The organism is Burkholderia sp. MSMB1072, assembly GCF_001524725.1.
GTDB lineage: Bacteria > Pseudomonadota > Gammaproteobacteria > Burkholderiales > Burkholderiaceae > Burkholderia.
Window position 1 is genome coordinate 19,527 of the sequence record NZ_LOYC01000067.1, and the last position, 26,195, is coordinate 45,721.

The following is a 26,195-nucleotide window of genomic DNA, read 5'->3' on the forward strand; positions in this document are numbered from 1 at the left end:
CGCACCGCGCCCGGTTCACGTCAATCATCCGCGCCCCCTTCCTTCTGCAGCGGGCCCGGTTCCGGCTCGAGCATCGACGAAGCGAGCAGCGCCTGCGTATACGGGTGGGACGGCGCGTGCAACACGTCGAGCGTATCGCCCTCCTCGACCACGCGCCCCGCCTTCATCACGATGACCCGGTGAGCCATCGCGCGCATCACCGCGAGATCGTGCGTGATGAACAGGTAGCTCAGTGCGTACTTCTTTTGCAGATTCGTCAGCAGATTCAGGACCTGCTTCTGGATCGACACGTCGAGCGCACTCGTCGGCTCGTCCAGCACCAGCAGTTCCGGCTCGACCGCCAGCGCGCGTGCGATCGCGATGCGCTGGCGCTGGCCGCCGGAAAATTCATGCGGATAGCGCATCATAGCTTCGGCCGGCAGGCCGACCTCCTGCAGCAGGGCTGCAATCCGAGCGCGCCGCGCAGCGCCGGCCACCTGCGGCCGGTGCACGGCGAGCCCCTCGCCGACGATCTGCTCGACCGTCATGCGCGGCGACAGCGAGCCGAACGGATCCTGGAACACGACCTGCATGCGGCCGTACAGTGCGCGCCGGCCGCGGGTCGTGCGCAGCAACGCCAGCGGCATGCCGTCGATCTCGATGCCGCCCGACGCCGGCCGCTGCAGGCCGAGCACGGCCGCCGCCAGCGTCGATTTTCCCGATCCCGATTCGCCGACGATGCCGAGCGTCTCGCCGCGCCGCAGGCTCAGCTTCACGTCGTGCACGGCCCGGAACGCCGTCTTGCCGAACACCGCGCGCCAGCCCTTCGCAGCGATGCGGTAATCGACGGCGAGCTGCTGCACGTCGAGGATCGTCTGCGCGCCAGCCGCGACCGGCCGGACGGCGCGTTGCGGCGCGCTGTCCAGCAGCCGGCGCGTGTACGCGTGCTGCGGCGCGGCGAACAGCGCGGCGGTCGCGTTCGTCTCGACGAGCACGCCCTGCTCCATCACGGCCACGCGCTGCGCGAAGCGCCGCACGAGATTCAGGTCGTGCGTGATCAGCAGCACGGCCATGCCGCGCGCGGCCGCCTCCTGCTCCTGCAGTTCGATCAGCAGGTCGACGATCTGCTGGCGCACCGTCACGTCGAGCGCCGTCGTCGGCTCGTCGGCGAGCAACAGCCGCGGCCGGCACGCGAGCGCCATCGCGATCATCGCGCGTTGCCGCTGCCCGCCCGACAACTGGTGCGGGAAACTGTCGATGCGCCGTTCCGGCTCGGGAATCCCGGTGCGCCGCAGCAGCGCGATGCCGCGCTCGCGCGCCTCGCCCGCTCGCAGGCCCTCGTGCAACCGCAGACTCTCGGCGATCTGCTTGCCGATCGTATACAGCGGATTGAGCGCCGTCATCGGCTCCTGGAACACCATCGCGATATCGGCGCCGCGGATGCCGCGCATCTGTTGCTCGGTCTTCGCGAGCAGATCCTCGCCGTCGAACAGCATCTGTCCCGACAGCGTCGCCTGCTGTGCGAGCCGCAGAATCGACAGCGCCGTCACGCTCTTGCCCGAGCCCGATTCGCCGACGAGCGCGACGCGCTCGCCGCGTCCGACCGAGAGGCTCAGATCCTGCACGGCGGCTTTCTCGCCGAAGTGCGCGGAGAACCGCCGGATGTCCAGCAAGGGCGTCGTCATCGTTGCTCCCCGCCGAAGGCCGAGCCGCGCGCGCGCATGTCGAGTGCGTTGCGCAGCGCGTCGCCCATGAACGTGAGCAGCAGCAGCGTGACGACCAGCGCCGAGAACGCGGAGATCGAGATCCACCACGCGTCGAGGTAGTTCTTGCCTTCCTGCAGCAGTTCGCCGAGGCTCGGCGTCGGTGGCTGCACGCCGAGGCCGAGGAAGTCGAGGCTCGTCAGCGACAGGATCGCCGCGCTCATCCGGAACGGCAGGAACGTGATCACCGGCGTCAGGCTGTTCGGCAGCACATGTCGCCACATGATCTGCCGGTTCGACAGCCCCATCGTGCGCGCGGCCTTCACGTAGTCGAGCGCACGGTTGCGCAGGAACTCCGCGCGCACGTAGTCGGACAGCACGACCCAGCCGAACATCGACAGCAGCACGAACAGCAGCCACAGCGACGGCTCGAAGATCGACGCGAAGATGATCAGCAGGTACAGGTCGGGCAGCGCGCTCCAGACCTCGATCAGGCGCTGCCCGACGAGATCGGTGCGCCCGCCGTAGAAGCCCTGCAGCGCCCCCGTCAGCACGCCGAGCGCGACACCCGACACCGTCAGCGCCAACGCCATCAGCACCGACAGCCGAAACCCGTACAGCAATCGCGCGAGCACGTCGCGGCCGAACTGGTCGGTGCCGAGCCAGTTGCTCGCGGACGGCGGCGCCGGATACGGCCGCGACGCGAAGTAGTCGATCGTGTCGTAACGGTAGCGGTTCGGCGGATAGATCGCGAAGTTGCCGTGCGACTCGAGTTTCGCGCGGATGTACGGATCGAGATAGTTGGTCTTCGCCGGAAAATCGCCGCCGAACTGCGTCTCCGGATAATCCTTCGCGATCGGGAAATAATAGTGTCCGTCGTAGCGCACGAGCAGCGGCCGGTCGTTCGACAATCCGTCGGCCAGCAGGCTGAGCGCGAACAGCGTGGCAAAGATCACGAGGCTCCAGTAGCCAAGTCGCTGCGCGCGAAACCGCAGCCACGTGCGTCGCCACGGCGACGGCGACGCCGCGCACGCGACGGCGGCCGGATCAGTGGTCCAGGCGGCTGAACTGGATACGGGGGTCGACGAGGACATAGCAGATATCCGCGATAAGCTTGGTCAGCAGACCGATCAGGGTGAACAGGAACAGCGAGCCGAGCACGACCGGATAGTCGCGGCGGATCACCGAGTCGTACGACAGTTGCCCCATCCCGTCGAGCGAGAACAGCGTCTCGATCAACAGGTTGCCGTTCAGGAACGCGCCGACGAACGCGGCCGGCAACCCGGTGAGCAGCGGAATCGCCGCGTTGCGCAGCACGTGCTTCCACAGCACGTCGCGCTCCGGCGCGCCCTTCGCACGCGCGGTCAGCACGTATTGCCGGCCGATTTCGTCGAGAAACGTGTTCTTCGTGAGGATCGTGACGATCGCGAAATTGCCGACCACCGAGGCCGTCACCGGCAACGCGACATGCCACAGATAGTCGAGGGTCTTGCCGACCAGCGTCAGGTCGTCGAAGTTGTCCGACGTGAGCCCGCGCATCGGAAAGACCTGCCAGAACGTGCCGCCGCCGAACAGCATCAGCAGCAGCACGCCGAGCACGAAGCCCGGCACCGCGTAGCCGGTCAGCACCAGCACGCTCGTCACGGTGTCGAACCGCGAGCCGTTGCGCACCGCCTTCGCGATGCCGAGCGGCACCGACACCAGATACGTGAGGATCACCGTCCACAGCCCGAGCGTGATCGACACCGGCAGCTTGGAGCGGATGACCGTCCACACGCTGCGGTGCGCGAAGTAGGACTGGCCGAGGTCGAACGTCGCATAGCTTTTCAGCATCAGCAGATAGCGCTCCAGTGGCGGCTTGTCGAAACCGAACTGCTTGCGGATCTGCTCGATCTGCTGCGGATCGACGCCCTGGCTGCCGTGGTAGCCGCCCCCGCCTCCGCCCGCCTCGCCTCCCCGCGTGCTGCCGTGGCGCAACTGCGCGAGCACCTGCTCCACCGGACCACCCGGCACGAACTGCGTGACCGCGAACGTGATCGTCACCACCCCGATCAGCGTCGGAATCATCAGCAGCAGCCGCCTCAATATGTATGCCAGCATCGTTGCTCCCCGTCAGGCCGCCGGAGCGGGTTGTGGCCGTGCGGCCGGCTTCTTCTCGTACCAGTAGTCGATGATCCAGTCCTCGTACTGATAGGAAGCCGGCACGACCGCCGGATGGCCGAGCGTCGTCTTGTACGCGATCCGCGCGTTCGGCATGTAGTACTGCGGGACCAGCACGTACAGGTTGATCAGCACGCGGTCGAGGGCGTGCGTGGCCGTCTCGAGATCCTCGAGCGTATTGGCCGCGAGCGCCGCGCGGATCAGTGCGTCGACGGCCTTCGACTTCACGCCCGGATAGTTCTCCGAGCCGGGCTGCGACGCGGCCGCGCTGCCGAAACGGCGTGTCAGCTCCGCGCCGGGGATCGTCACGGGCGAGTAGATATACGTCGTCATGTCGTACTCGAAATTGTCGAGCCGCTTCTGGTAGAGCGCGCTATCGATCTCGTGCAGGTACGCATGGATGCCGAGCGTCGCGAGCGCCTGCGTGTACGGCAGGATCAGCCGATCCATGCCGGGCTGGTCGTCGATGATCTCGATCGTCATCGGCGTGCCGTTCGCGTCGCGCAACGCGCCGTCGCGGTAGTGCCAGCCGGCCTGCGCGAGCAGGTCGCGCGCTTGCTTGAGGTTCGCGCGCAGCGAGCCCGGCGGCAGCGTCGACGGCTGCTTGCTCATCGGGCCGAACACCTCCGGCGGCAGCGTCGACCGGTACGGTTCGAGCAGCGCGAGCTCCTTCGCGCTCGGCATGCCGGACGCGGCGAACGGGCTCGCGTCCCAGAAGCTGTTGGTGCGGCGGTACTGCCCGTAGAACATCATCCGGCTCATCCAGTCGAAGTCGAATGCCAGCGCGAGCGCATGCCGCACGCGTACGTCCTGGAACATCGGCTTGCGCAGGTTCATCAGGAAACCCTGCATCTGCGCGGGGCCGTCCGGGAATTCGCCTTTCTTCAGCAGTCCGTTGCGAAAGTTCTTGCCGACGTACTTGCGCGCCCACTGCGTCGAGCTGTATTCCATCCGCGCGTCCACGTCGCCGGCCTTGAGCGCCTCGAGCGCCGTGTACTGGTCGAGGTACAGCTTGAACGACACGCGTGCGAAACGGAACATCCCGCGCCGCGACGGCAGGTTCGCGGCCCAGTAGTGCGGGTTGCGCACGTACGTGATCTGCTTGTCGTTCCTGCGCTGCTCGATCAGGTACGCGCCGCTCGCGATCGGCGGCACGTTCGCGATCTGGTCGAACGGCGGTCGCGTACCGTCCGCGCGCTGCCCCCACTTCGGCGAGAACACCGGCAGGTCGCCTGCGATCAGCGGGGCGTCGCGCTCCGCATGCTTGAATTCGAAGCGGATCGTGTGACTGTCGACGACCACCGCGCGCCGGATGATCGAGAACTGCGCGTTGTACAGCGGCGACGCCTGCGGGCTCGTCAGCGTATCGAACGAATACTTGACGTCGGCCGCGGTGATCGCGTCGCCGTTCGAGAAGCGCGCGGCCGCGTTGATGTGGAACGTCGCCGACAGCCCGTCGGGCGCCACCTCGACGTCGTCGGCGATCAACGCGTATTCGGACGCGAGCTCGTCCCAACTGCGCTGCATCAGCGTGTCGAACATCAGGTTCTTGATGTCCGGCGCGGGCGAGCCACGCACGAGAAACGGGTTCAGCGAGTCGTAGCTCTGCGCTTCGTCGTAGTTTTCGAAATTGAGCGCGCCGGTGTCCGGCGCCTGCGGATCCGCATAGTCGAAATGCGTGAAGCCCGGCGGATATTTCGGCTGGTCGTATTGCGCGATGGCGGGCACCGCACGCGCGACCAGCGGCATGGCCGTGGCGTATGCAATCAGCGCCACGCATGCGATCAGCGCGGGCATCCGCCGCCATTTCAACAGTCTCATGTTCAGTCAACCCGGTTGCGTGCCGGCCCGATGCCCGCACGCGATCAATGTCTGTCGATTCATACGTCGTCGATGCCGGTCGGATCCGGCTGTACCGTCATCGCGCCTGGTTAAAAAAAGGCCGCTCCTAATTTGGGGTAGTGGACGTGGAGCGGCCCGTCCAAGCTGTCCAGTCTTGCGCGTGTCGCCGTCAGAACTTGTACGTCGTGCCGACTTGCGCGAAGCGGCCGATGTACGAATACACCGACGTGTCGTACCCGCTCTGGCTCAGCGTGCCGGGCACGCCGAAACTGATTACTTGCACTGAGCGCACTGCTTGCTTTCCGTTTAGATAATGCTGGTCCGACGGGCTAGAACAGCCGCGGCGTACCGACCCAGACGATCACCGCCTCTTCGTCGGCCGTGTTGTGCCACGCATGCGGCATCGTCGACTCGTAGTGCGCGGTGTCGCCAGGGCTCAACACGAACGTGCAATCCTCCAGCGTGAGCGCGACCCTTCCGCGCATCACGTAGAGGAACTCCTCCCCTGCATGCGTCGTCACTTCCGACGGCGACTGGCCCGCCGGTATCCTGACGAGGATCGCGTCGAGCTTGCGACCGTCCACGAGATTCGTCAGCCTGGCAAATGAACTCGCCGAGTTCGTGAACTGGAAATACTGCAGTGCGTCGCCGCGGCACACCGAGCGCGCCTCGGTCGGCGTGTCGATGAAGTACTGCATCGTCACGCCGAGCGCCTTCGCAATCCGGACCAGCGACGTGATCGACGGCGTCGCGCGCCCACGCTCGACCTGCGACAGGAATGGCTTCGAGATCCCTGCCGTCGTGGCCGCTTCGTCGAGCGTGAGTTTCAACCGCTGCCGAAGCGCGCGGATCTTGTTGCCGAGCGAAACCGCGACGAGCACCGATTCATCGGGAGGCAAGACCATGGAAGAACGGACCCTCTCAATCGCAATCGATTTGATGTCGGCAGGCCTTGCCCGATGCCATGAAGCTGCCGCCACGGTGCGAGGCTCCGCTGCCCGTCGCCGCCGCGCGCACGTCTCACGCGAAGCGAAACGGGAGTCCCGCTTCGCGATCGCGCGATTCGCGCTCATTTCATTCGGTTTACTAATTAACACGGCTGCCCCTTTTCCTCGCCCAGTCAGACTTCTCCGCCTTCAGGTGGCCGCAATGGCACGTGCATGCGGTACGGCGCCCATCCCGCATTCGGCCGCTGCATCCCCCAGCGTCGCCTTACCGCGACGCGACGACCGTCCACAGCTTCGCCAGATCCCCCGATCCGTCGTTACCCTTCACCGTGCGCAGCACCTGGACCGCATGCGCCTTCTGGCCCGCCACGTAGTACGCCTCGCCGAGCCGCAGCCGCGCCGCATCGGGATGCTCGAGCCCGCCTTTCGCGATGACCTGCTCCATCATCGACAGCCCTTGCGCCGCGTGGCCCGCGAACACCAGATTCATGCCTGCGTCGATCGGTGCCACCGGATCGGCAGTGTCCGCGCCCGACTGCGCGCGCCTCGCGGCCAGCGCCTGCAGCCGTTTCTCGCGGTCCGCCTGCGCATCCTTGCCGAGCACGCCGGACGCGAAACCCTGGTCGATCACCTGCCGGCCTTCGGCCGGCGTGCCCGCCACCAGCGCGAGCTGCGTCATCTCCATATAGGCGCCGGCCGTCGTCAGCGAGCCCGTCGCTCTGCGCAGCCGGTATATGTCGAGGTCGAGCGACGACAGGTAACCGGGGCTGCCGCGAATCGCCGAGATCATTTCCTCCCAGTACGCGGGGTTCGGATGATAAGCCACCAGCATGCCGAGCGCGCTGCGATACGCACCGGCATCCTTGCTCTTTTGCGCACAGTCCGCCAGCATCTGCAACTGCCCTTCGTCCGGCGCGTGGCCGGCCTTCACCTGTGCGTCCGCGCTTGCCTTCAGCTGGCTCACGACCTGGCCGCAATCGTTCGACAGGTAATACGACTGCGTGAGCAGCGTGCGCATTTCGGGATCCGTGCCCCCCGCCTTCAAGTAGCGCTGCGCGATGCGGATCGCCTGCGGATAGTTCTTCTGCTGGAAGTAGATCCCCGCGAGCGCCGCCGTCGTCCTCTGCTCGTCCTCGCCCGACAGGCGCCCCGAGTTCAGGACGGTTTCGTAGGCCTGCGCGGCCACACCGGTATCGCCGGCCGCCATCGCCGCCGCGCCGCGCGTCGCTTCCACCATGTAGGTTTCATACGGCGTGCGGTTGGGCACGGCGGCCGCCTGCGCAATCTTGCCGAGCGCGTCGCGATACCTGTGCGCGCGATACAGGTCCTGCGCGGCCGCCAGCGGCTTCGCCACATCGGGCCGCAACGCGTCGGCCGTCCACGCCGGCCCGCCGAGCACGCAGGCCGCACCGAGCGCCGTCAGCGCCATCATCCATTTCCATCGTCGCTGGCTCATCGGTTGGCCTGTCCCGTCATTGCATGAACTGCTCGTTGCCGATCAGGCCGATCTTCGTCGCGCCCACACGCTGCGCGGACGCCAGTACGGCCGCCACGTCCTTGTACGGCGCCAGCTTGTTCGCCCGCAGATGGATCTCCGCCTGCACGGGCTCGTGCGCGATCGCCGTCAGTTTCGCCTCGAGTGCCGCGCGATCCGGCACCCGCGCGCCGTTCCACGTCGTCGTACCGTCGAAGTCGATATCGATCTGCACGACCTCCGGCGGTGTGGCGGGCGGCGGTGGGTTGCCCACCGGCAGGTCCATCTTCACCGAATGCATCTGGATCGGGATCGTGATGATCAGCATGATCAACAGCACCAGCATCACGTCGATCAGCGGCGTGGTGTTGATGTCGACCATCACGTCCGGCTCGGCGCCGCCGCCGCCCGAAGGCACGTTCATTCCCATCGTCTGCTCCTGTCGATGCTTGCTCTGATCCCATGCGTCGCCGTCAATCGGAATCGACGCGCGTGCCGTCCCCGTGCAAGGCTAACCACCCCGCGCCGGCGGTTCCGTAATGAACGACACCTTCGCGATGCCTGCCCGCTCGCACATCGTGACGACCCGGCCGATGAACTCGTAGCGCGTGTTCTGGTCACCGCGCACGTGCACGCTCGGCTGCGGCTGCTGCTGCGACACGCCCTTCAGCTTCGCGAGCAACGTCGACGCATCCACCCGTTGTTCACCCCAGAAGAAATCGCCGTCGCGATTCACCGCGATCTCGACGCTCTTCGGCGTGGTCTGCAGCGGCTGCACGACCTCCTTCGGCAGCTGCAGCTGGATCGTGTGCGTGACGACCGGAATCGTGATCAGGAAGATGATCAGCAGCACCAACATCACGTCGACGAGCGGCGTCGTGTTGATGTTCGCGATCACCTCGTCGCTTTCGTCCTGCCCGACGTTCATGCCCATCGCGCGCCTCCGTCAGCCGGTCAGTTCACGAGCGACGCGGCAGGCGACGGCGCGCGAGCGGCACGCTTGCTGCCGGCCAGCAGCACGGTATGCAGCTGGGCGCCGAAGTTGCGGACCCGCTCCATCACCGACTTGTTGCGCCGGACGAGGAAGTTGTAGCCGAGTACGGCAGGCACCGCGACCGCCAGACCGATCGCCGTCATGATCAGTGCCTCGCCCACCGGGCCCGCGACCTTGTCGATCGACGCCTGGCCCGCGATCCCGATCGCCGTCAGCGCGTGATAGATCCCCCACACCGTGCCGAACAGCCCGACGAACGGCGCGGTCGAACCGACCGTCGCCAGGAACGCGAGTCCGTCCTGCATGCGGTTCGACACGTTCGTGATCGAGCGCTCGACGGACACGTCGATCCACGTGTTGCGGTCCACGGCTTCGAGCAATGCCTCGTCGTGATGCTCGCCCGCCTCGATCGCCGTTTCGGCGATGAAGCGGAACGGCGATGCCTCGTCGAGCAGCTTCGCGCCCTCGGCCAGCGACGGCGCGCTCCAGAGTTGCGCGTCCGCAAGCTTCGCGCGGCGGTTCGCCCGCAACTGCTCGACGAACTTCGTGACCATGATGTACCAGCTACCCATCGACATGATCACGAGCAGGATCAGCACGAAGCGCGCGACGAAGTCGCCGTTCTTCCAGAGTGCCCCCAGCCCGTACGGATTCTCGACTGCTTCGGTCGCGGCCGGCGCCGGCGGCGGGGCCGGCTCGGCGGCGGACGGCGCGGGCGCAGCGGCTTGTGTCGACGCGTCGGGCGCCGCCGTGGATCCGCTCGCCTGCGCGTAAGCGAATTGCGGTGCTACGAGCCCGTCGATTGCAGCGACGGACATCAACAGGCTTGCCGCCAGTGCGGCCAGAGAACGCTTGGTCATACCCCACTCCAATTCTTTCGTTGAACTTACGATTAAGGTTCAAGCCGGTTTTCCCCGGCCCGGCTCTCGCCGGGCCGCCCACTGCATCAATTCAGGTTGAACGAGAACGGCACCTGCACCCTTACCGCCTGGCCTTGCGCCACGCATTTGAACCGCTTCACGGTGTTGTAGGCCGCACGATCGAGCACGGGGTCGGCCGACTGGGCCACGCGTTCGTTCGTGATGTTCCCGTCCGCATCCACGACGAACTCGATCGTCACGTCACCCGTGATGTTGTTTTCCTGCGCTTCCTTCGGATACTGCATCGATGCGCGAATCGTGTCCGAATTCGGGCAGACGACACCCACTTCGTGGCTGACCGGCTTCGCGGGCGCGGGCGCGGGCGGTGCGATGACGGGCGCCTGCACGGCCGGCGCGGACGGCACCGGTGCAGATTGGTGCGTGATCGTCGCCTGCGGCGGCGCCTGCACCGGCACTTCCGGCGGCGGCACGAACGGCGGCGGCGGAGGCGCGAACTTGGGCGGCGGAAGCTTGACGACCGGCATCGGCGGGGGTGGCGGGGGCTTCACCGGCTCGATGATGCGGGTTTCGATCGGATGCTGGATCACCTGCACGACTTTCGTCGCGAGGCCGTTGAGCAATGCGTAGATCAGCACTGCATGCAACAGGAGGACGACTGCGATGCCGCCGAAACGGCGCACCGGATTCTGCTGCTTCTTGCCGAATTCCCGCGGACGCCCTAGCGTGGCCAGTCCGCTGTTCGAAGCAACCAGATGCTCTTCGACTTTCATGCCCACTATCCATCCCCCAAGCGAATCGCCCAGTTTCGCGACGATGGCTGGCCCCGGAACCGGGTCGGTTCCGTCTCCGCCTCACCCCGAAATTTCACTTTCAATGCAATTAGCGATCCAAATCGAAAGAATCGATTTCGGATCCCGATTTACTCAATCTCAAGGAATCGTTTCAACCGCAACGGGATAGCCGCCCTATCCGGCGTCTATTCCGAACCAGCGCATTCAGGCAATTGTCAGCTGCTGCGTCGACACCGGCACTTTTCTCGCGTGACGACTGGATCTTCGTTACACACTGGTGTCAGCCGGGCCGTTCGTCTTGGGTGCAGAAGATAGCAAGGAAAAAATTTTGGCGTCAAACTTTATTTGATACTCGAATACAAAGTTTGGAGGCCTTGCTCGAATAACGATTCAGTAAACATTTTCCATCGATTTGGTAATTACTTTGTATGGTTATCGCACCAATAAAGTGCCTCTAAAAAATAATCACCAATTTAGTGCGAAGCACCGAATCGGCGCGTCTGTAATGAGCTCGCCGGATGCGCTTCGCATGTCACATGCACGGATGGAAGCCGATTGGCCGTCGTCATGCGGGCCGGGCTTGTTCACGCGATGTTCTGACGGGACACCCTTCGCTTATTTATAAGGATTTCAAATAAAAAGAGGAATGCTTTTCCACCGATCTGATCTATACGATGATCTGCACACCGAATCTGCTTTCCGATGCCGGAAACCGCTGCATCAGCGTGAATGCGTTGCCCGCCACTTTGCGCGCACTGGCACATCCACTTCACCGAGCCCGATGAGACAATGCGCGTGCATGCTTCGTCGATGCACGACTGGCATCGCTCAGGACAGCATCATCCCCTGCATCCGGTGCGAGAAATGCGCCCGCTCGGCAGTCTCCATCAGCATCAGGAATTCGTCCTGCGTCATGTGAATCAGCGCTTCGTGATCGCCGGCCTCGAAATAGACTTCCGGCTGCTGCGCGAGGCGTTCCTCGAGGAACGTCTTCATTCCGTACGCCATGCAGACCGGCGGCAGCGCGCCCATGTCGCAATCCTTGAACAACTCGCGCAATTCGACCTCCCGGGCGAGCACGAGATGGCGTCCCGTCTTCACCCAGAGATCCGACAGGCGCACGGCGTGCGTCGTCGGCAATACGGCGGCGACGTAGCCCTCGGCGTCCTCGAGGAGCACCGTTTTCGCGAGCCGGTCGCCGGGAATATGCGCGGCGGCGGCCGTCTCCATGCTCGTATGACTATAGGGGTGGTACACGATTTCGTACCGCGATGACTTCTGGCGCAGGCAATCCTGCAGGGTGGCTGAGACCGGCATGGCACACCTCGTCTGGGTGAATCGGGCGAACGGCGTTCGCTCCGGATTCGTTCAGCATAGGTCGCATTCGTGCTCAATGGAAACGCCCTCGCGCGACGCCGGCCCCGATGCCCCGGCAGCCCGTTCCCGTCATTTTTCATCTGTGCGCCCGCCCTCGCCGGCATGCGAGATCGAGACCCGGAACGGGCCTGGAAAGCCCCTCGTCTCTGTAGACGAATTTTAGGTAGTGCTACGTACACGCGAGCGCGTCGGCAATTTGCCGATGTCGGGAAACCGGACCGTTAGTTGCATTTTTACGAAAAACAACGGGATACTGCCGGGGATGCGCCGTTCAAAAAAGCGAACCCGCGAATGCCCGCCGTCACGCCGGCACGCCATGCCGCCAACAGCTTTCCCGGTGCCCTATACTGAGCCGGCCGCCCCCAATCTCCCGGCGGAAACCGACTCCTGGAGCCATCATGCATTACCAGTTGATCTACGAACTCGTCGACGATTACCTGTCGCGGCGCGACGCGTTCCGTGCGCAGCATCTCGCACTCGCGCAGGCCGCGACCGAGCGCGGCGAACTCGTGCTCGCGGGCGCGCTGGCGGACCCGGCCGACCAGGCCGTGCTCGTGTTCGAAGGCGATTCGCCGGAAGCGGCCGAATCGTTCGCGCGCGCCGATCCGTACGTGCAGAATGGCCTCGTGAAATCGTGGCGCGTGCGGCCGTGGCGCGTCGTGGTCGGCAAGCACGCGCCGCGTCCGGCGTGAAATCGGGCTACAGCCACCCTGCCCGCTTGAAGCGCCACCACAGCGCGAGGTCGGCGACGGCCATCACCGCGATACAGCCGTAGAACCCGTATTTCAGGTGCAGCTCGGGCATGTTCGCAAAGTTCATCCCGTAGATGCCGGCGATCATCGTCGGTATCGCGAACAGCGCGGCGAACGAGCCGAGCCGCTTGGTCACCTCGTTCTCCGCGAGCGAAATCATTCCGAGGTTGACCTGGATCGCGGTCACGACCATCTCGCGGCGCCCTTCGATCGTCTTCACGATCCGCTGCAGATGGTCGTACACGTCGCGGAAGTAGGCCGCCATCCCGCTGCAGACCTCCGGAATGCGCCCGCCGGTGAGCTTCGCGAGCGGCTCCATCAGCGGCGCCGTGTGCTGGTACAGCATCACGAGCCGGCGTTTCAGCGAATAGAGATCCTCGATGATCGCGCGCGACGACGCGGGCGTCGCCTTCGCGAAGATGCGATCCTCGAGTTCCTCGAGCTCGGTTCCGAGCGTTTCGAGGATCGGGAAATACCGGTCGACGACCTGGTCCATCAACGCGTAGAACACGAACGCCGACCCCTCGCGCAGCAGATGCGGTTCGCGCTCGCAGCGCTTGCGCACGTCGCGGAAATCCTGCTCGGTATGGTTGCGGATCGACAGCACGTAATTCGGGCCGACGAACACGTTCAGTTCGCCGACCTTGAATTCGTCGTCCTCGTCGAGTTCGACCGTATGCAGCACCGCGAACAGCGAATCGCCGTATTCCTCGATCTTCGGCCGCTGATGACCCTTGCGGGCATCCTCCAGCGCCAGCTCGTGCAAACCGAACTCCTCGCCCATCAGATCGATTTCCTCGGGCGTCGGATCCTTCAGCGCGACCCACACGAAGCATTCGGGCTTCGACACGTAATCGCTGATGGCGGCGATGTCGATATCGGCCAGCTTGCGGCCGTCCTGGTAAGCAGCACAGTTGATCAGCATGTTGTCCCACGATGTTGCAGTTTGCCCATCAGTTTACCGGTTTGCCGCACGGACGGCCCGGCTTGCGCGGCACGCCAATATTGGTCATGATCGTGCTGCGTGCGCCGCAGCACGCGCGTCGGGGCGCGTCGACAGGCCCGCCGGGCCTGCGTTGCGCGATGCACAACGGCCGTGCGGCCGCACCGTCAAGGAGACAAACCTATGTGGTATTTCTCGTGGATACTCGGCATCGGCGTGGCACTCGGCTTCGGCATCATCAACGCGATGTGGCTGGAAGCGGAAGTGTTCTCGCGCGGCGACGCGCGCGGCGACACGTCGCGCCGGAAAGCGGGGAGCCGGTATTCGTGACGCATCTCGTGTTCTTCTGCGGTCACGCCGGCACCGGCAAGACCACGCTCGCGAAGCGGCTCATCGGGCCGCTGATGCGCGCGACCGGCGAGGCGTTCTGCCTGCTCGACAAGGACACGCTGTACGGCCGCTACAGCGCGGCCGCGATGGGCGCGCTCACGGACGATCCGAACGACCGCGACAGCCCGCTCTACCTCAAACATCTTCGCGATCCCGAATACCAGGGCCTGCTCGATACGGCCCGTGAAAATCTCGCACTCGGTATCGGCGTGCTCGTCGTCGGCCCGCTGTCGCGTGAAGTGCGCGACCGGCGCATCCTCGATCGCGCGTGGCTCGGCATCGCGCCCGACGTCGCGCTGACGGTCGTCTGGGTTCACACGTCGGAAGACGTCGCGCACCAGCGGATCGTCGCGCGCGGCAACCCGAACGATGCGTACAAGCTCGCGCACTGGGACGAATACAGGCAACGCCGCTTTGTGCCGACCGGCCGTGAATGCGACGGCATCGTGATGTTCGACAACACCGCGCCGTCCGACGCGGACATCGACGCGCTGCTGTACCGCATCGTGCCGCCGCCGCAACCGGCGACGATCGTGCCGCCGCTGCCGGCCTGATCGCGCCGTCAGAGCCCTTCCCGATTCCTCGAAAAACAACGCCGGAAGCGCTGCTGCGCTTCCGGCGTCGTACGGCCCTCGTGCCAGAGACTGGCGAATGGTCCCGCAACCTCGGTCAGGCGACCGCGTGCACGCGCTCCATCGTGCCGCCGTCGTACAGCTTGCCGAAGCGGTTCGACAGGAACGCCTTCAGCGACACCTTTTCCTGCGGGATGAAACCGCTCTGCGGCAGCTTCTTTTCGCGGAACAGATCCAGCACCGCGCACATCGCGCCGGCCGTCGTGATCTGGATCGCGCTCATGTGCATCCCGCACACGTCCTTCGCGAAGATCTTGCGCGTGAACACGTCCTGCACCAGTTGGCCATCCTTCACGCCCGTCACCGTGACGAATACGAGCACGACGTCCTGCTTCGTCGACGGCACCGCGCGGCGCATGATCGACTTCAGCGTGTCGCGGTCGGTCGACAGGCGCAGGTCTTCCAGCAGGAACTGGACGAGCTCGCGGTGGCCCGGATAGCGCACCGACTTGTAGTCGAGCGTCTCGACCTTGCCCGACAGCGTTTCGCACAGCGTGCCGAGGCCGCCCGACGTGTTGAACGCTTCGTATTCGGTGCCGTCGAGCGAGAAGTGTTCGAGGCCTTCGAGCGGCTGCACCCATTGCTTGCGGCCGTCGCGGATCGCTTCACACGGCTGGCAGTATTCGTTGATCAGGCCGTCGACGCTCCACGTGAGGTTGTACTTCAGCGCGTTGGTCGGATATTCGGGCAGCGCGCCGACGCGCATCTTCACGTCGCGCACTTCGCTGAAGCCGTTCACGAGCTCGTGCGCGGCGATGCCGATGAAGCCCGGCGCGAGGCCGCACTGCGGCATGAACGCGCGATCGGAGCCGTCGGCCAGTTCGCGGATCGCGTGCGTGGCGCGCACGTCCTCGGTCAGGTCGAAGTAGTGAACGCCGGCAGCCTTCGCGGCGGCGGCCACGTTGACCGCGAGATAGTACGGCAGCGCGTTGACGAGCGCATCGAAACCCTTCACTGCTTCGCGAATCGCATTCGCGTCGGCCGAATCGACCCGCTGCGTCGCGATGCCTTCGCGCGACAGCTTCGCGAGCGCATCCGCGTCGCGGTCGAACGCGACGACTTCGTAGTCCCCCGTTTCACGCAGCATGTGAGCAATGGTGTGGCCGATCAGACCTGCGCCGACGATGGCGATTTTCATGCGCTTATCTCCTGATGATGGGTTTGGTGTTGTGGACGGCGTCGAGCCATGCACACAGTGTAGGGACGCTCAAAATCAGTTCCAAGACGAAGAATGATGCGAAACGACCGATAATTTCGACGTTATGGCGATGTATTTCGCCGAAATGACATACTCATTCAAGAAGCGCCTAAAAAAGGCGTAGCGGTGCTGTCGCAAACCGGTCGTTAGCGGTTGCACGTTGCAACGACGAAGACGAGGACGCACGGCGTGGCACCGGACACACGAACAGCCCATGCGTCGGATGCGGCGCGCCGGTCGAAGCGGAATGCGAAAGGAGATTCGGGAGAGATGCGCGAAGTGCGCGAAAGGATGATGGCGGAAACCCGTGCCGATCACGACGTACAGCGAAGGTCAAGACGAATGCGCGCGGGCATGCACCCGACGCCAGGCCTGGCGCCCGCGACGCCACCCAATCCGCACCACGCTCGCGCGGTCGTGCGCGGCGCGGCATGCGACCGGTCAGCCGCCGATCGTCCCGCGATCGATCTTGCGCGACAGGATGATCGACGTCGTCGTGCGTTCGACGCCTTCGAGCGTGCCGATCTGGTCGAGCAGATCGTTGAGCCGTTCGGGCGAATCGGCGCGCAGCCACGCAACATAGTCGTACTCGCCGCTCACCGCGCACAGCAGTTGGACTTCCGGCATGCGGTCGAGCTTGCGCAATACGTCCTTGCCGAACTTCGGCGTGAGGATGATGCCGACGTACGCATAGATGCTGGCGTCGAGCACGTCCTGCCCCAGTCGCACGCTGTACCCGGCGATCACGTTGGTGCGTTCGAGACGCGCGATCCGTGCGACGACCGTCGTGCGCGCCACGTCGAGCTGGCGCGCGAGATCCGCGACGCTGGCGCGCGCATCGGCTTGCAGCAGCGCGACGAGTTGCCGGTCGAGATCGTCGAGTTGGTCGAGGCGAGGTGGACGCATGACGCTGGGCCGGTACGCATGTGCCGGCAGAGTGGAAAGTGACGGGATGATAGCGCCGAACGCCGGCGCGCCCAACCGGCATGGCCCGGATTCGAACCTTTCGATTTCGATTCGTATCGGATGTAAGCAAGTGTCGCATTCGCTGCCGCACTGCATGCAACGTGCTACTAATAGCGGGCGACGCGAGATGCGCGCCGGCGGCGATGGCCGCCGCGCCCGCTCGCAAGACACCACCCCGGAGAGCCAACCATGAAGAAAATCTCGCTCACCCTCGCTACGCTCGTCGTTGCAGCCAGCGCGTTCGCGCAAACCCCGGCGCAGCCGCAAGCGCCCGCCCAGGCGCCGGCCACGACGGCCGCCGCGTCGGCCCCGAGCGCCGAACAGCGCGCGGCACGCCACGAAGCGCGCATCGAGCAGCGCATCAAGTACCTGCACGACCAGTTGAAGATCACGTCGGCGCAGGAGCCGCAATGGAAGACGTTCGCCGATACGATGCGCGACAACGGCGCAACGATGGGCCGCCTCTACGGCGAACGGATGGCCAAGCACGACGTGTCCGCGCTCGACGACATGAAGCAATACGCGGAACTATCGCAGGCGAACGCCGACGGCGCAAAGAAGCTCGCCGACGCCTTCGCGCCGCTCTACGAGAGCTTCCCGGCCGAGCAGAAGGCGCTGGCCGACACGACCTTCCGCAACTGGCTGCACCACGGCGGCGAGCACCGCGGCAAGGGGAAGACGAAGGGCAAGGAAGGCAGCGCAGCCGCCGCGCCGGCCGCGAGCGCACCCGCGCAGCCCTGACGCCCTCCCCGTCGGCGCCGTGCCGGCTGGTCCGGGCCGAACGGCGCCGCGCCGCCGGCGGCATCGGCGCGTCACACGCCGCGCCGAATTCGGGATAAGCTCCCGGCTTTTCCCGCTTTCCCGCCCTTCCCCGCCATGCTCGAACTCAAGCAACTCGATCTGCGTACCGATCCGCAGGCCCGTCGCGTCGTCAAGGACGAAACCGTCGCCGTGTCCTTCGCGGAGGCGGACGGCGAACTGATGAGCCTCGAAGGCCCGAACCGTTATGGTGTGGGCGACGCGCTGATCACCGGCTCGACCGGCGACCGCTGGGTCGTGTCGCGCGCGCGCTTCGACGCCAAATACCTGCCCGCCGATCCGGCGCTCGCGCACGGCGCGCCGGGCGCTTACCGCAATCGGCCGGCCGTCGTGCTCGCACGCCGGATGGACGAACCGTTTACGATCGCCCGCTCGGAGAACGGCGACACGCTGCGCGGCGTCGCCGGCGACTGGGTGATGCAATACGCGCAGGGCGACTACGGCGTCGTGCAGGCGCAGCGCTTCGCTCAGGTCTATCGCGACGCGTAATGCACCCGCGTAATGCACCGCGCCGGCCCGAGGCCGGCGCCGCTGCTCACGCAAAGTCTTCGTCGAGTTCGAGTTCCGCCTCGCGTTCGACGGGCTCGCCGGCCGCGTGCCGCTCTTCGAGCGATCCGAGCATCGCTTCCGTATATGCATGCAGCACCGCATGGCTGCGCGCGCGCTGCATCGGCTTGAGCGCCAGGTAGCGCGCGAGCGCGGCCGGCACGATCCGGATGTCGAGCGTCATCCGCTTCGGCGTCGCGCCGAAACGCATCGCCAGCCAGTGCACGGACAGGAAGCGCCCGCGCGCGTCGCTGCTTTCGGCGAAGCGCGTCTGCTCCGGAAACAGATCGCAGATCACGCGCGCGAGTGCGTCGAATTCCGCGCTCCGGCATTCGATCAGATAGTCGTCCACTCCGTCTCTCCCGTCAGGCCGCCGCACGCGACGGCCGGCACGCCTTCACCAGCACGATCGCCAGGATCGCGGCCAGCACGACATACGCGGCCTCGACCCACGCGGCCGGCAGCACGCGCACCTGGTACAGCAGCGCCGGCGTCGCCGCGAGCGCATGCAGCACGATCGCGAGCGGCAACACGGCCATTCGGCCTGCCCGCACGCCGCGCCACACCAGCACCGACAGCGCCAGTTGCACCGCGAACGCCGCGCAGCGTTCGAGCAGCAACAGCAGGATCGACTGGACCGACAGCGTCGCGAGCATCATGTGCAGCCGCACGACGGTGTCGATCGGCAGGTCGGACAATTGCGCCTCGAGCTGGCCGCGGCTCGCGAGCCACCCGAGATACGACCACTGGCCCCACACGAGCACGCCGACGAACCACGCTTCGGCGCCGCCGTGGCCGATCCCGTAGCCGATGCCGCGCCCATCGCCGTCCGATGCGCCATAGCGGCGGTTCAGGACACGCATCCCGAGATAGCGGCCGACTTCCTCGAACACGGCGGTCGCGAACACGCTGTACGCGACGAACGCGAGCGGCTGCGTGAGCCAGCCGTCCTCGGGCGTGTGGCTCAGCACGAGCCCATGGAACGCGCGCTCGAGGATCATGGCAAACAGCGTGAAGACGGCGACGCCGACGATCGTGTCGCGGCGATTGAGCGCAAGCGGCTTGCGCAGGATGCGGTAGAGGACGAGCGGCAGCAGCGCGATGATCAGCGTGGCGGCGATCAGCGCCGCCAGCGTGACGGGAGCGACAGTCATGTATTTCCTTGGTTCGAGGCAGCGCACCCGATGCGCCGCGTGCCCCGAATGATACTCAGCTTGCGGTCGACGCGCGCGCAATCAGCTCGCCGGGCAGCATCGCGACGCGCACGTCGCCCGCCGCGCCGTCGATCCGCTCGTGCACGAATTCGACGGCCTTGTAGCCGATTTCGTAGGTGGGCTGGCGGATCGTCGTGATGCCGATCAGCTCGGCCCACTCCGGATCGTCGATCGACAGCAGCGCCGCCTGCTGCTGCCACGCGGCGCCGAAGCGCGCGCGCAGGTGGCGCGCGATCGCCAGCGCGACCGGCGCATTCGCGGCGAACAGCGCCGCGCGCACGCCGCGCCGGGCCGCGTGATCGATGCGGGCATCGACGTCGGCGAGCGCCGCCGCAGCCGCGTCGGGGGCGTTCAGGTCGAGCACGACCGTCGACGGCACCGCCAGCCCGCGCGCCGCCAGCGCCGCGCGGAACGCGGCCTCGCGCACGCGCCGCGAGCTGACGCGCTCGAACGGCTGCACGACGAAATGGATCGCGTCGAAACCGCGTTCAACCAGATGCGCGAGCGCCGTCTCGATCGCGTCGTCGTTGTCGAGGCCGATCAGGTCGGCCTCGAAGCCCTCGACCGTGCGATCGACGAGCACGGCCGGAATGCCCGCGCCGCGCAACGGGCGCAGCACGTCTTCGTCGGCGCCGAGCGCGTTGACGATCAGCCCTTCGACGCGGTAGGTCGTGAGCAGTTGCAGGAAGCGGCGCTCCATCTCGACTTCGTTCGCCGCGTGACAGATGAGCGGCATGTAGCCGAGCGCATGGCACGCGGCCTCGACGCCCTGCAGCACTTCGACGGTGTAAGGATTGGTCAGGTCGGCCGCGAGCATGCCGAGCAGCCGGTTGCGGCCGCGCTTGAGCCCGCGCGCCATCTGGTTCGGCCGGTAGTTGAGCCGCGCGATGGCCGCTTCGATCCGCTGGCGCAGATCGACGGACAGCACATGCGTCTCGCCGTTCAGGTAGCGCGAAACGCTGGTCTTGCCCGTGCCGGCCTCGCGCGCGACGTCGCTGATCGTCGCCGGACGCGTCGTGGAAGGTTGCGAATCGGTCACTGTCGTGCCTCGCGACGTACGATCCGCGCCGCTTCGTGAGCAGACGGACCATTGTTGTTGGAAACGTAAGCCAACCGGCGGCCTCCCCTGTCCTGGCGCATCGGCGCCTGCGCCGGCCCGGTGCTTCGCGCTCGCGCAGCGCCCGCCAGTCGCGTGCTACGGCAGTCGGCCGCACCGGAGCCGGCGCGGATGCCCGTCGCCCGACGCCGCCGGCCGCACGGCCGGCCGTCGATGCGACGAGAGCGGGCGATCATAACGCAGCCGGCCCGCCGGCACCAAGACCATCGACTCTAACGGCGCCGGCGCCGCGCCAGCCGGTTGCCGGAGGCAGTTCAGGCGTGCGCCAGCGCATCCGGATTGACGAGATTCGTGCGCAGCGTACCGGCCAGCGCGCCGACCAGGTTTTCCGCGGCGCAGCGCGCCATCGCATGGCGCGTCTCGTGCGTCGCCGAGCCGATATGCGGCAGCGCGACGACGTTCTTCATCTGCAGCAGCGGCGAATCCGCCGGCAGCGGCTCCTTCTCGAACACGTCGAGCCCCGCGCCGCGGATCGTCCCCGCGCGCAGCGCGTCGATCAGCGCGGCTTCGTCGACGACGGGCCCGCGCGACGCGTTGATCAGGATCGCACTGCGCTTCATCTTCGCGAATTCGGGCGCGCCGATCAGGTGGCGCGTGTCGGGCGACAGCGGCACCTGCAGACACACGAAATCCGACTGCGCGAGCAGCGCGTCGAGCGTCACGCGCCGGGCGCCGTACTGCGTCTCGGCCTCGGCATGCGCGGACCGGTTCGCGTACAGCACCTGCATCCGGAAGCCGAGCGCCGCGCGCCGCGCGACCGCGCCGCCGATCCGCCCGAGCCCGACGATGCCGAGCGTCTTGCCCTGCACGTCGGTGCCGTACAGGTCCGGGCCGATGCTGCGATGCCAGTGGCCGGCCTTCACCCATTCGGCCAGTTCGACCACGCGCCGTGCGGAGGCCAGGATCAGCGAAAACACCGTATCGGCCGTCGACTCGGTCAGCACGTCCGGCGTATGCGCGAGCACGATGCCTCGCCGCGTGAGATCGGCGACGTCGAAGTTGTCGTAGCCGACCGAGATCGTCGACCACGCCTTCAGCCGCGGCGCGCGGTCGAGCATTTGCGGCGTGACCTTCAGGCTCGCGCCGATCGCGCCGTCCGCGTCGCCGAGCGCAGCGGCGAGCGCGTCGGCGCCGTCGGCCTGCACGACCTCCGCATGCTCGCGCAGGTACGCGAGAACGTCATCGGGCAGCGGCTTGTACGCGACGATACGGGGCTTCATCGTTTCATTTTCCTTGCAGCGGCGCGGCGAGCGGATGCGCATCGCGCGCCTGGGGTTTGACGGACAGCGTGAGGATCACCGCGGCGACGAGCGCGGCGCTCATGAACGCGTACGACGCGACGGGCGACCCGGTCGCACCGTTCAGGTAGCCGACGAAATACGAGCCGACGAACGAGCCGAGCGCGCCCATGCTGTTGATCAGCGCCATCGCGCCGCCGGCGACGTTCTTCGGCAGCAGTTCCGGCACGATCGCGAAAAACGGGCCGTACGGTGCATACATCGCGGCGCCCGCGACGACCAGCAGCGCATACGAGATCCAGAAATGCGACGAACCGAGCGCGTACGACGCAGCGAAGGCGGCCGCGCCGACCAGCAGGAACGGCCACACGAAGCCGCGGCGCGAACCGACCTTGTCGGACGCCCACGACGCGGCGAGCATCGCGACCGTCGCGGCCAGGTACGGAAGCGCGGACAGCCAGCCGGTCGCGACCATCCCGAGATCGGAACCGTTCTTCACGATCGACGGCAGCCACAGCACGAAGCCGTACACGCCGATGCTCCAGCAGAAATACTGCGCGCACAGCTTGATCACGGCCGGCGAGCGGAACGCCTCGCCATAGTTGCGGACCGGCTTGATCGCGGCCTGCTCGGCTGCGAGCGCGGCGTCGAGGTCGCGCTTTTCCTGCGCGCTGAGCCACGGCGAATCGGCCGGCTTGTCCTGCACGAGGAGCCACCAGCACACGGCCCAGATGACGGCCGGAACGCCTTCGGCGATGAACATGTGGCGCCAGCCGAATTCATGCACGAGATAACCGGACACGATCGACATCCACAGCACGGTGACCGGATTGCCGAGGATCAGGAACGTATTCGCGCGCGAGCGCTCGTTCTTCGTGAACCAGTTGCTGATGTAGATCAGCATCGCCGGCATCACGGCCGCCTCGACGACGCCCAGCACGAAGCGGATCGCCATCAGCGACGGGATGTTGCTGACCACGCCGGTCAGGGCCGCGCAGCCGCCCCACAGCACGAGACTGACGAATACGAGCTTCTTCACGCTGCGGCGTTCCGCGTAGATCGCGCCGGGGATCTGGAAGAAGAAGTAGCCGAGGAAGAACAGTGCACCGATCAGCGACGACAGGCCCTTGCTGATCCCGAGATCCTGGTTGATGCCGGCCGCCGCCGCGAACCCGTAGTTCGCGCGATCGAGGTAAGCGAGGCTGTACGTGATGAAGACGATCGGCATGATCGTCCACCACCGACGGGCTGCGAGATTGGCTGCCATGAGAATGTCTCCGTATATGGACCGCAGTGGGCGCCAGCGCCCGCCCGGCCTCGAACAAAACTACCGTGCGTCGCGCACGAAATGGATCCGCGGATTGTGCCGTGTCCGGCCTCTCATTGCGCGGTGACGGTTTCCTCTAAGCGATCGGCGCGATCGTCGACACTTTCGAGACGGTCGAGCGCGTCGCGCGTCGGCAACCCTTCCGAATCGCCGATCACCTGGATCGCGAGCGCACCGATCCGGTTGCCGCGCGCGACCGCCTGCTCGACGCTGCGGCCTTCGAGCAGCGCGCTGACCACGCCGACCGCGAAGCCGTCGCCGGCGCCGACCGTATCGACGACGCGCTCGACGCGCTCGCCGGCAATGGTGCCTTCGCGGCCGTCGGCCGTGCGGAAATACGCGCCTTGCTCGCCCAGCTTGATCACGACGCCGCGCGCGCCCTGCGCGAGATAGAAGCCTGCGATGTCGGCCGGCGTGTCGTGCCCGGTCAATTGCCGACCTTCGGCGAGGCCCGGCAGCACCCAGTCGGCGAGCGTCGCGAGGGCATTCAGCGTCTTCGCCATCACGTCGGCGGACGGCCACAGCGTCGGGCGCAGGTTCGGGTCGAACGAGATCGTCTTGCCGGCCGCACGCATCTCGCGCGCCAGCCGGAACGCAAGTTCGCACGATGTCGCCGAAATCGCCGGCGCGACGCCCGTCAGGTGCAGATGACGCGCGCCGAGCACGTAGTCGGCCACGTAGTCGTCGCACGACAGATGGCTCGCCGCCGAGCCCTTGCGGAAATATTCGACCGTCGGATCGCTGCCGTCGTCGTTGCGCGACTTCAGCTGGAAGCCGGTCGGGTAGCGCGGATCGACGGTCACGCACGACGCGTCGATTCCCTCGCGCGCCAGCGTGTCGAGCACGTAGCGGCCGAACGAATCGCGGCCGACCCGGCTCATCCAGCCAACCCGGAAGCCGAGCCGCGACAGGCCGATCGCGACGTTGAGATCGGCGCCCGCGATCCGCTTCGCGAATTGCCCGGCGTGCGCGAGATGGCCCGGCTCCGTCGCGACGAACATCGCCATCGCTTCGCCGTAGGTCACGACATCGAGTGCTGTTTTCATGACTGAACTCCTCAGGATCCTTCCGCCGTCACGCGGTCGCAAGCCACGCGACGCGCCGGCAGGCATCGCCGGCCAGGTCGGCCGCGTCGAACGGGAACTCGATGCCGCGCGGTGCGTGCTGCGGCAGCGCGGCGAGTACGCTGGTCACGAGCGGATCGTTCGGCGCCGGCGCGGCGGCGAACCGACGCGCGCCCTCGCCTTCGATGGTCTTGCAGTGAATGTATTCCACATGCGGCGCGAGCACCTGCGCGCAATCGAGCGGCGCTTCGCCGCGCCACTGCCAGTTGCCGATGTCGAACGTCATGCCGAGCGCATCGGGCATGCCGGCGTCGGACAACGCGTCGAACAGCCCGCGGAACTGCGCGAACGCGCCGCCGACCTCGAGCTGGCCGTTCTCGACCACCACGCGGGCCCGCGCGCCGCGCGACAGCGCGACGATCTCGGCCGCATGCGCGTCGCCGGCGAAGCCGCCGAGCTGGAATTTCACGATGCGCGCGCCGAGCGCGTCGGCTTGCGCGAGCGCGTCGCGCAATGCGTTGGCATCGAGCGCCCCCGTTTCGGTGTACAGCGAGTCCGGGGTCGAATAGACCGACCATAGCCCGTGGCCGGCGATCTGCGCACCGAGCACGGCCAGCGCGCCGGGCGCCGTGTCGTCGTCCGACGCGAACAACTCGCGCCGCACCTCGAAACCGGCCGCCCCGGATGCCGCCACGGTGGCGATGAATGCACTGTGGCCCTCCTGGCGCACCCGGTCCATCCCGAATGCGCTCGCCACGATCACGATGTCTGCCATGTTGCCCTTTTTCAACCGGAATGGAACCGGTTCCATTTGCTTGAGACGGATGGTGCGCCTCGCGTCGGACCCACGCCATAGAGGAAATCCCTAAGGCCGTTTCGCCGCGCGAATGCGCGCGCAACCGTATGCAACGCGTGTTCCCGGCGCGACTGCGAGCGCCTACGCGAGGTCCTGCGCGAGACTCATTTCGAGGAATTGCGCGGCGACCCGCGACGGTGCGCCGCCATGCGGCACGAGGATGGAGAAATGCCGCGTGAGCGGCGCGGGCGCCAGCGAGCGCGGCACGAGCGCGGCGTCTTCGTGACGCAGCGACATCGCGGACACGAACCCGACGCCCATCCCTGCGCGCACGGCCTCCTTCACCGCCTCGACCCCCGCGATCTCGAACGCGACGCGCATCGGCGCGCCGCCATGCGCGAACGCGCGCTCGACGAGCTGCCGCACGGCGGAACCCGCCTCGCGCAGCACGAGCGGATGCGCTGCGAGCGCGTCGAGCGTCACGCCGGCGTCGTAGCCGGGCGCCGCGAGCGGATGGCCGGCCGGCACGATCGCGACGATCTCGTCCTCGTGCCACGCGTGCACGGCCGTGCCCGGCGGCAACGCCTCGCCGGGCGGCCCTTCGATCAGCGCGATGTCGAGCGACGGCAGCGCCGCGACCACGTCGGCCGTATTGCCGCTCATCGTCTGGATCGACACGCGCGGCGCGCGCGGCTGGAACGCCGCGATCAGATACGGCAGCAGGTAGCTCGCGGGCGTCGTGCTCGCGCCGATGCGCAGCGTGCCGGCCTCCAGCCCGCGTATTGCGTCTCGAAACGCACGCGCCTGCGCAAACGTGTCGCGCTGCGCCCTCGCGTATTGCGCGAGTTGCTCGCCGACCGGCGTCAGGCGGACGCCGCGGCCGTCGCGCTGGTACAGCGGCTCGCCGAACTCGTCCTGCAGCAGCCGCAACTGGCCCGACACGGCCGGCTGCGACAGATGCAGCGCCACGGCGGCGCGGCTGATGTTCAGATGCTCGGCGACGGCGGCGAACGTTATCAGTTGATCCGGGGTCATGAGGATGAAT

The 26,195-nt window shown here is 66.6% G+C and carries 27 protein-coding genes; 5 read left to right on the forward strand and 22 right to left on the reverse strand.

Annotated elements, in window-relative coordinates:
- Nucleotides 1-20 precede the first annotated feature (20 nt).
- The 11 genes from WS89_RS29215 to WS89_RS29265 form a co-directional block, all read right to left on the reverse strand.
- The gene (locus WS89_RS29215; RefSeq protein WP_059795557.1) at nt 21-1,664 is read right to left on the reverse strand and encodes an ABC transporter ATP-binding protein; all 1,644 of its coding nucleotides are present in this window, start codon (nt 1,662-1,664) and stop codon (nt 21-23) included.
- Nucleotides 1,661-2,776 carry an ABC transporter permease gene (locus tag WS89_RS29220; protein WP_059795559.1) on the reverse strand — a complete coding sequence of 372 codons (1,116 nt, stop codon included), beginning with the start codon at nt 2,774-2,776 and terminating at the stop codon, nt 1,661-1,663. Before WS89_RS29220 ends, WS89_RS29215 begins: the two co-directional genes overlap by 4 nt.
- Complete coding sequence (locus WS89_RS29225) at nt 2,730-3,782, reverse strand: microcin C ABC transporter permease YejB (protein ID WP_059498882.1); 1,053 nt, start codon at nt 3,780-3,782, stop codon at nt 2,730-2,732. The genes WS89_RS29220 and WS89_RS29225 overlap by 47 nt, the downstream gene beginning before the upstream one ends.
- Before the next feature lie 12 nt (nt 3,783-3,794).
- On the reverse strand, nt 3,795-5,663 hold the full coding sequence (locus tag WS89_RS29230) for an extracellular solute-binding protein (RefSeq protein WP_059795561.1): 1,869 nt from the start codon (nt 5,661-5,663) through the stop codon (nt 3,795-3,797).
- Between the two features lie 350 nt (nt 5,664-6,013).
- Nucleotides 6,014-6,589: a helix-turn-helix domain-containing protein gene (locus tag WS89_RS29235; RefSeq protein WP_059498880.1), complete on the reverse strand. Its 576-nt coding sequence runs from the start codon at nt 6,587-6,589 to the stop codon at nt 6,014-6,016.
- A 307-nt stretch (nt 6,590-6,896) separates the two neighbouring features.
- The gene (locus tag WS89_RS29240; RefSeq protein ID WP_059795562.1) at nt 6,897-8,087 is read right to left on the reverse strand and encodes a tetratricopeptide repeat protein; all 1,191 of its coding nucleotides are present in this window, start codon (nt 8,085-8,087) and stop codon (nt 6,897-6,899) included.
- A 16-nt stretch (nt 8,088-8,103) separates the two neighbouring features.
- Nucleotides 8,104-8,535 (reverse strand): ExbD/TolR family protein, encoded by a 432-nt coding sequence (locus WS89_RS29245; RefSeq protein ID WP_059498878.1) that lies wholly within the window; start codon nt 8,533-8,535, stop codon nt 8,104-8,106.
- An 81-nt stretch (nt 8,536-8,616) separates the two neighbouring features.
- Complete coding sequence (locus WS89_RS29250; RefSeq protein WP_034207364.1) at nt 8,617-9,039, reverse strand: ExbD/TolR family protein; 423 nt, start codon at nt 9,037-9,039, stop codon at nt 8,617-8,619.
- A gap of 20 nt (nt 9,040-9,059) precedes the next feature.
- Nucleotides 9,060-9,959, reverse strand: coding sequence for a MotA/TolQ/ExbB proton channel family protein (locus WS89_RS29255; RefSeq protein WP_059795565.1), 900 nt, complete (start codon nt 9,957-9,959; stop codon nt 9,060-9,062).
- Between the two features lie 86 nt (nt 9,960-10,045).
- A complete protein-coding gene (locus tag WS89_RS29260) occupies nt 10,046-10,750 on the reverse strand; it encodes an energy transducer TonB (RefSeq protein ID WP_059498876.1) in 705 nt (234 codons plus the stop codon).
- Between the two features lie 849 nt (nt 10,751-11,599).
- The gene (locus WS89_RS29265) at nt 11,600-12,088 is read right to left on the reverse strand and encodes an aminoacyl-tRNA deacylase (RefSeq protein ID WP_059498875.1); all 489 of its coding nucleotides are present in this window, start codon (nt 12,086-12,088) and stop codon (nt 11,600-11,602) included.
- 458 nt (nt 12,089-12,546) lie between these two features.
- Between WS89_RS29265 and WS89_RS29270 the strand changes: the two genes are divergently transcribed.
- A complete protein-coding gene (locus WS89_RS29270) occupies nt 12,547-12,840 on the forward strand; it encodes a YciI-like protein (RefSeq protein ID WP_059498874.1) in 294 nt (97 codons plus the stop codon).
- Between the two features lie 7 nt (nt 12,841-12,847).
- Here the strand turns inward: WS89_RS29270 and corA are convergent, their stop codons facing one another.
- Nucleotides 12,848-13,825, reverse strand: coding sequence for a magnesium/cobalt transporter CorA (corA, locus tag WS89_RS29275; RefSeq protein ID WP_059795567.1), 978 nt, complete (start codon nt 13,823-13,825; stop codon nt 12,848-12,850).
- 201 nt (nt 13,826-14,026) lie between these two features.
- On the opposite strand from corA, the gene cydX reads away from it, so the two are divergent.
- On the forward strand, nt 14,027-14,173 hold the full coding sequence (cydX, locus tag WS89_RS33355; RefSeq protein WP_082742009.1) for a cytochrome bd-I oxidase subunit CydX: 147 nt from the start codon (nt 14,027-14,029) through the stop codon (nt 14,171-14,173).
- Nucleotides 14,170-14,787, forward strand: a complete 618-nt coding sequence (locus WS89_RS29280) for an AAA family ATPase (RefSeq protein WP_059498872.1) — start codon at nt 14,170-14,172, stop codon at nt 14,785-14,787. The genes cydX and WS89_RS29280 overlap by 4 nt, the downstream gene beginning before the upstream one ends.
- A gap of 115 nt (nt 14,788-14,902) precedes the next feature.
- On the opposite strand, the gene WS89_RS29285 is transcribed toward WS89_RS29280, so the two are convergent.
- Together WS89_RS29285 and WS89_RS29290 are read right to left on the reverse strand one after the other, a co-directional pair.
- Nucleotides 14,903-16,003: a saccharopine dehydrogenase family protein gene (locus WS89_RS29285; protein ID WP_006481527.1), complete on the reverse strand. Its 1,101-nt coding sequence runs from the start codon at nt 16,001-16,003 to the stop codon at nt 14,903-14,905.
- Nucleotides 16,004-16,504: 501 nt separating this feature from the next.
- Nucleotides 16,505-16,969, reverse strand: a complete 465-nt coding sequence (locus WS89_RS29290; RefSeq protein ID WP_006481526.1) for an Lrp/AsnC family transcriptional regulator — start codon at nt 16,967-16,969, stop codon at nt 16,505-16,507.
- Between the two features lie 249 nt (nt 16,970-17,218).
- Here WS89_RS29290 and WS89_RS29295 point away from each other — a divergent pair, with 249 nt between their 5' ends.
- Nucleotides 17,219-17,770 carry a Spy/CpxP family protein refolding chaperone gene (locus WS89_RS29295; RefSeq protein ID WP_059498871.1) on the forward strand — a complete coding sequence of 184 codons (552 nt, stop codon included), beginning with the start codon at nt 17,219-17,221 and terminating at the stop codon, nt 17,768-17,770.
- Between the two features lie 135 nt (nt 17,771-17,905).
- On the forward strand, nt 17,906-18,337 hold the full coding sequence (locus WS89_RS29300) for a PGDYG domain-containing protein (protein WP_059795569.1): 432 nt from the start codon (nt 17,906-17,908) through the stop codon (nt 18,335-18,337).
- Between the two features lie 46 nt (nt 18,338-18,383).
- On the opposite strand, the gene WS89_RS29305 is transcribed toward WS89_RS29300, so the two are convergent.
- The 8 genes from WS89_RS29305 to WS89_RS29340 all read right to left on the reverse strand — a co-directional run bounded on the left by WS89_RS29305 (nt 18,384) and on the right by WS89_RS29340 (nt 26,185).
- On the reverse strand, nt 18,384-18,746 hold the full coding sequence (locus tag WS89_RS29305; protein ID WP_059795570.1) for a DUF3022 domain-containing protein: 363 nt from the start codon (nt 18,744-18,746) through the stop codon (nt 18,384-18,386).
- A 13-nt stretch (nt 18,747-18,759) separates the two neighbouring features.
- Nucleotides 18,760-19,548, reverse strand: coding sequence for a YhfC family intramembrane metalloprotease (locus WS89_RS29310; protein WP_059795572.1), 789 nt, complete (start codon nt 19,546-19,548; stop codon nt 18,760-18,762).
- A gap of 55 nt (nt 19,549-19,603) precedes the next feature.
- The gene (locus WS89_RS29315; RefSeq protein WP_059795573.1) at nt 19,604-20,647 is read right to left on the reverse strand and encodes a LacI family DNA-binding transcriptional regulator; all 1,044 of its coding nucleotides are present in this window, start codon (nt 20,645-20,647) and stop codon (nt 19,604-19,606) included.
- Nucleotides 20,648-20,979: 332 nt separating this feature from the next.
- Nucleotides 20,980-21,945: an NAD(P)-dependent oxidoreductase gene (locus WS89_RS29320; RefSeq protein ID WP_059795631.1), complete on the reverse strand. Its 966-nt coding sequence runs from the start codon at nt 21,943-21,945 to the stop codon at nt 20,980-20,982.
- Between the two features lie 4 nt (nt 21,946-21,949).
- Entirely contained in the window at nt 21,950-23,230 is a 1,281-nt protein-coding gene (locus tag WS89_RS29325; RefSeq protein WP_059795575.1) for an MFS transporter, read from the reverse strand.
- Nucleotides 23,231-23,343: 113 nt separating this feature from the next.
- The gene (locus WS89_RS29330; RefSeq protein WP_059795576.1) at nt 23,344-24,336 is read right to left on the reverse strand and encodes a sugar kinase; all 993 of its coding nucleotides are present in this window, start codon (nt 24,334-24,336) and stop codon (nt 23,344-23,346) included.
- Nucleotides 24,337-24,364: 28 nt separating this feature from the next.
- Nucleotides 24,365-25,129: a sugar phosphate isomerase/epimerase family protein gene (locus tag WS89_RS29335; RefSeq protein WP_059795578.1), complete on the reverse strand. Its 765-nt coding sequence runs from the start codon at nt 25,127-25,129 to the stop codon at nt 24,365-24,367.
- 162 nt (nt 25,130-25,291) lie between these two features.
- Entirely contained in the window at nt 25,292-26,185 is an 894-nt protein-coding gene (locus tag WS89_RS29340) for a LysR family transcriptional regulator (protein WP_059795579.1), read from the reverse strand.
- Between the last annotated feature and the right edge of the window lie 10 nt (nt 26,186-26,195).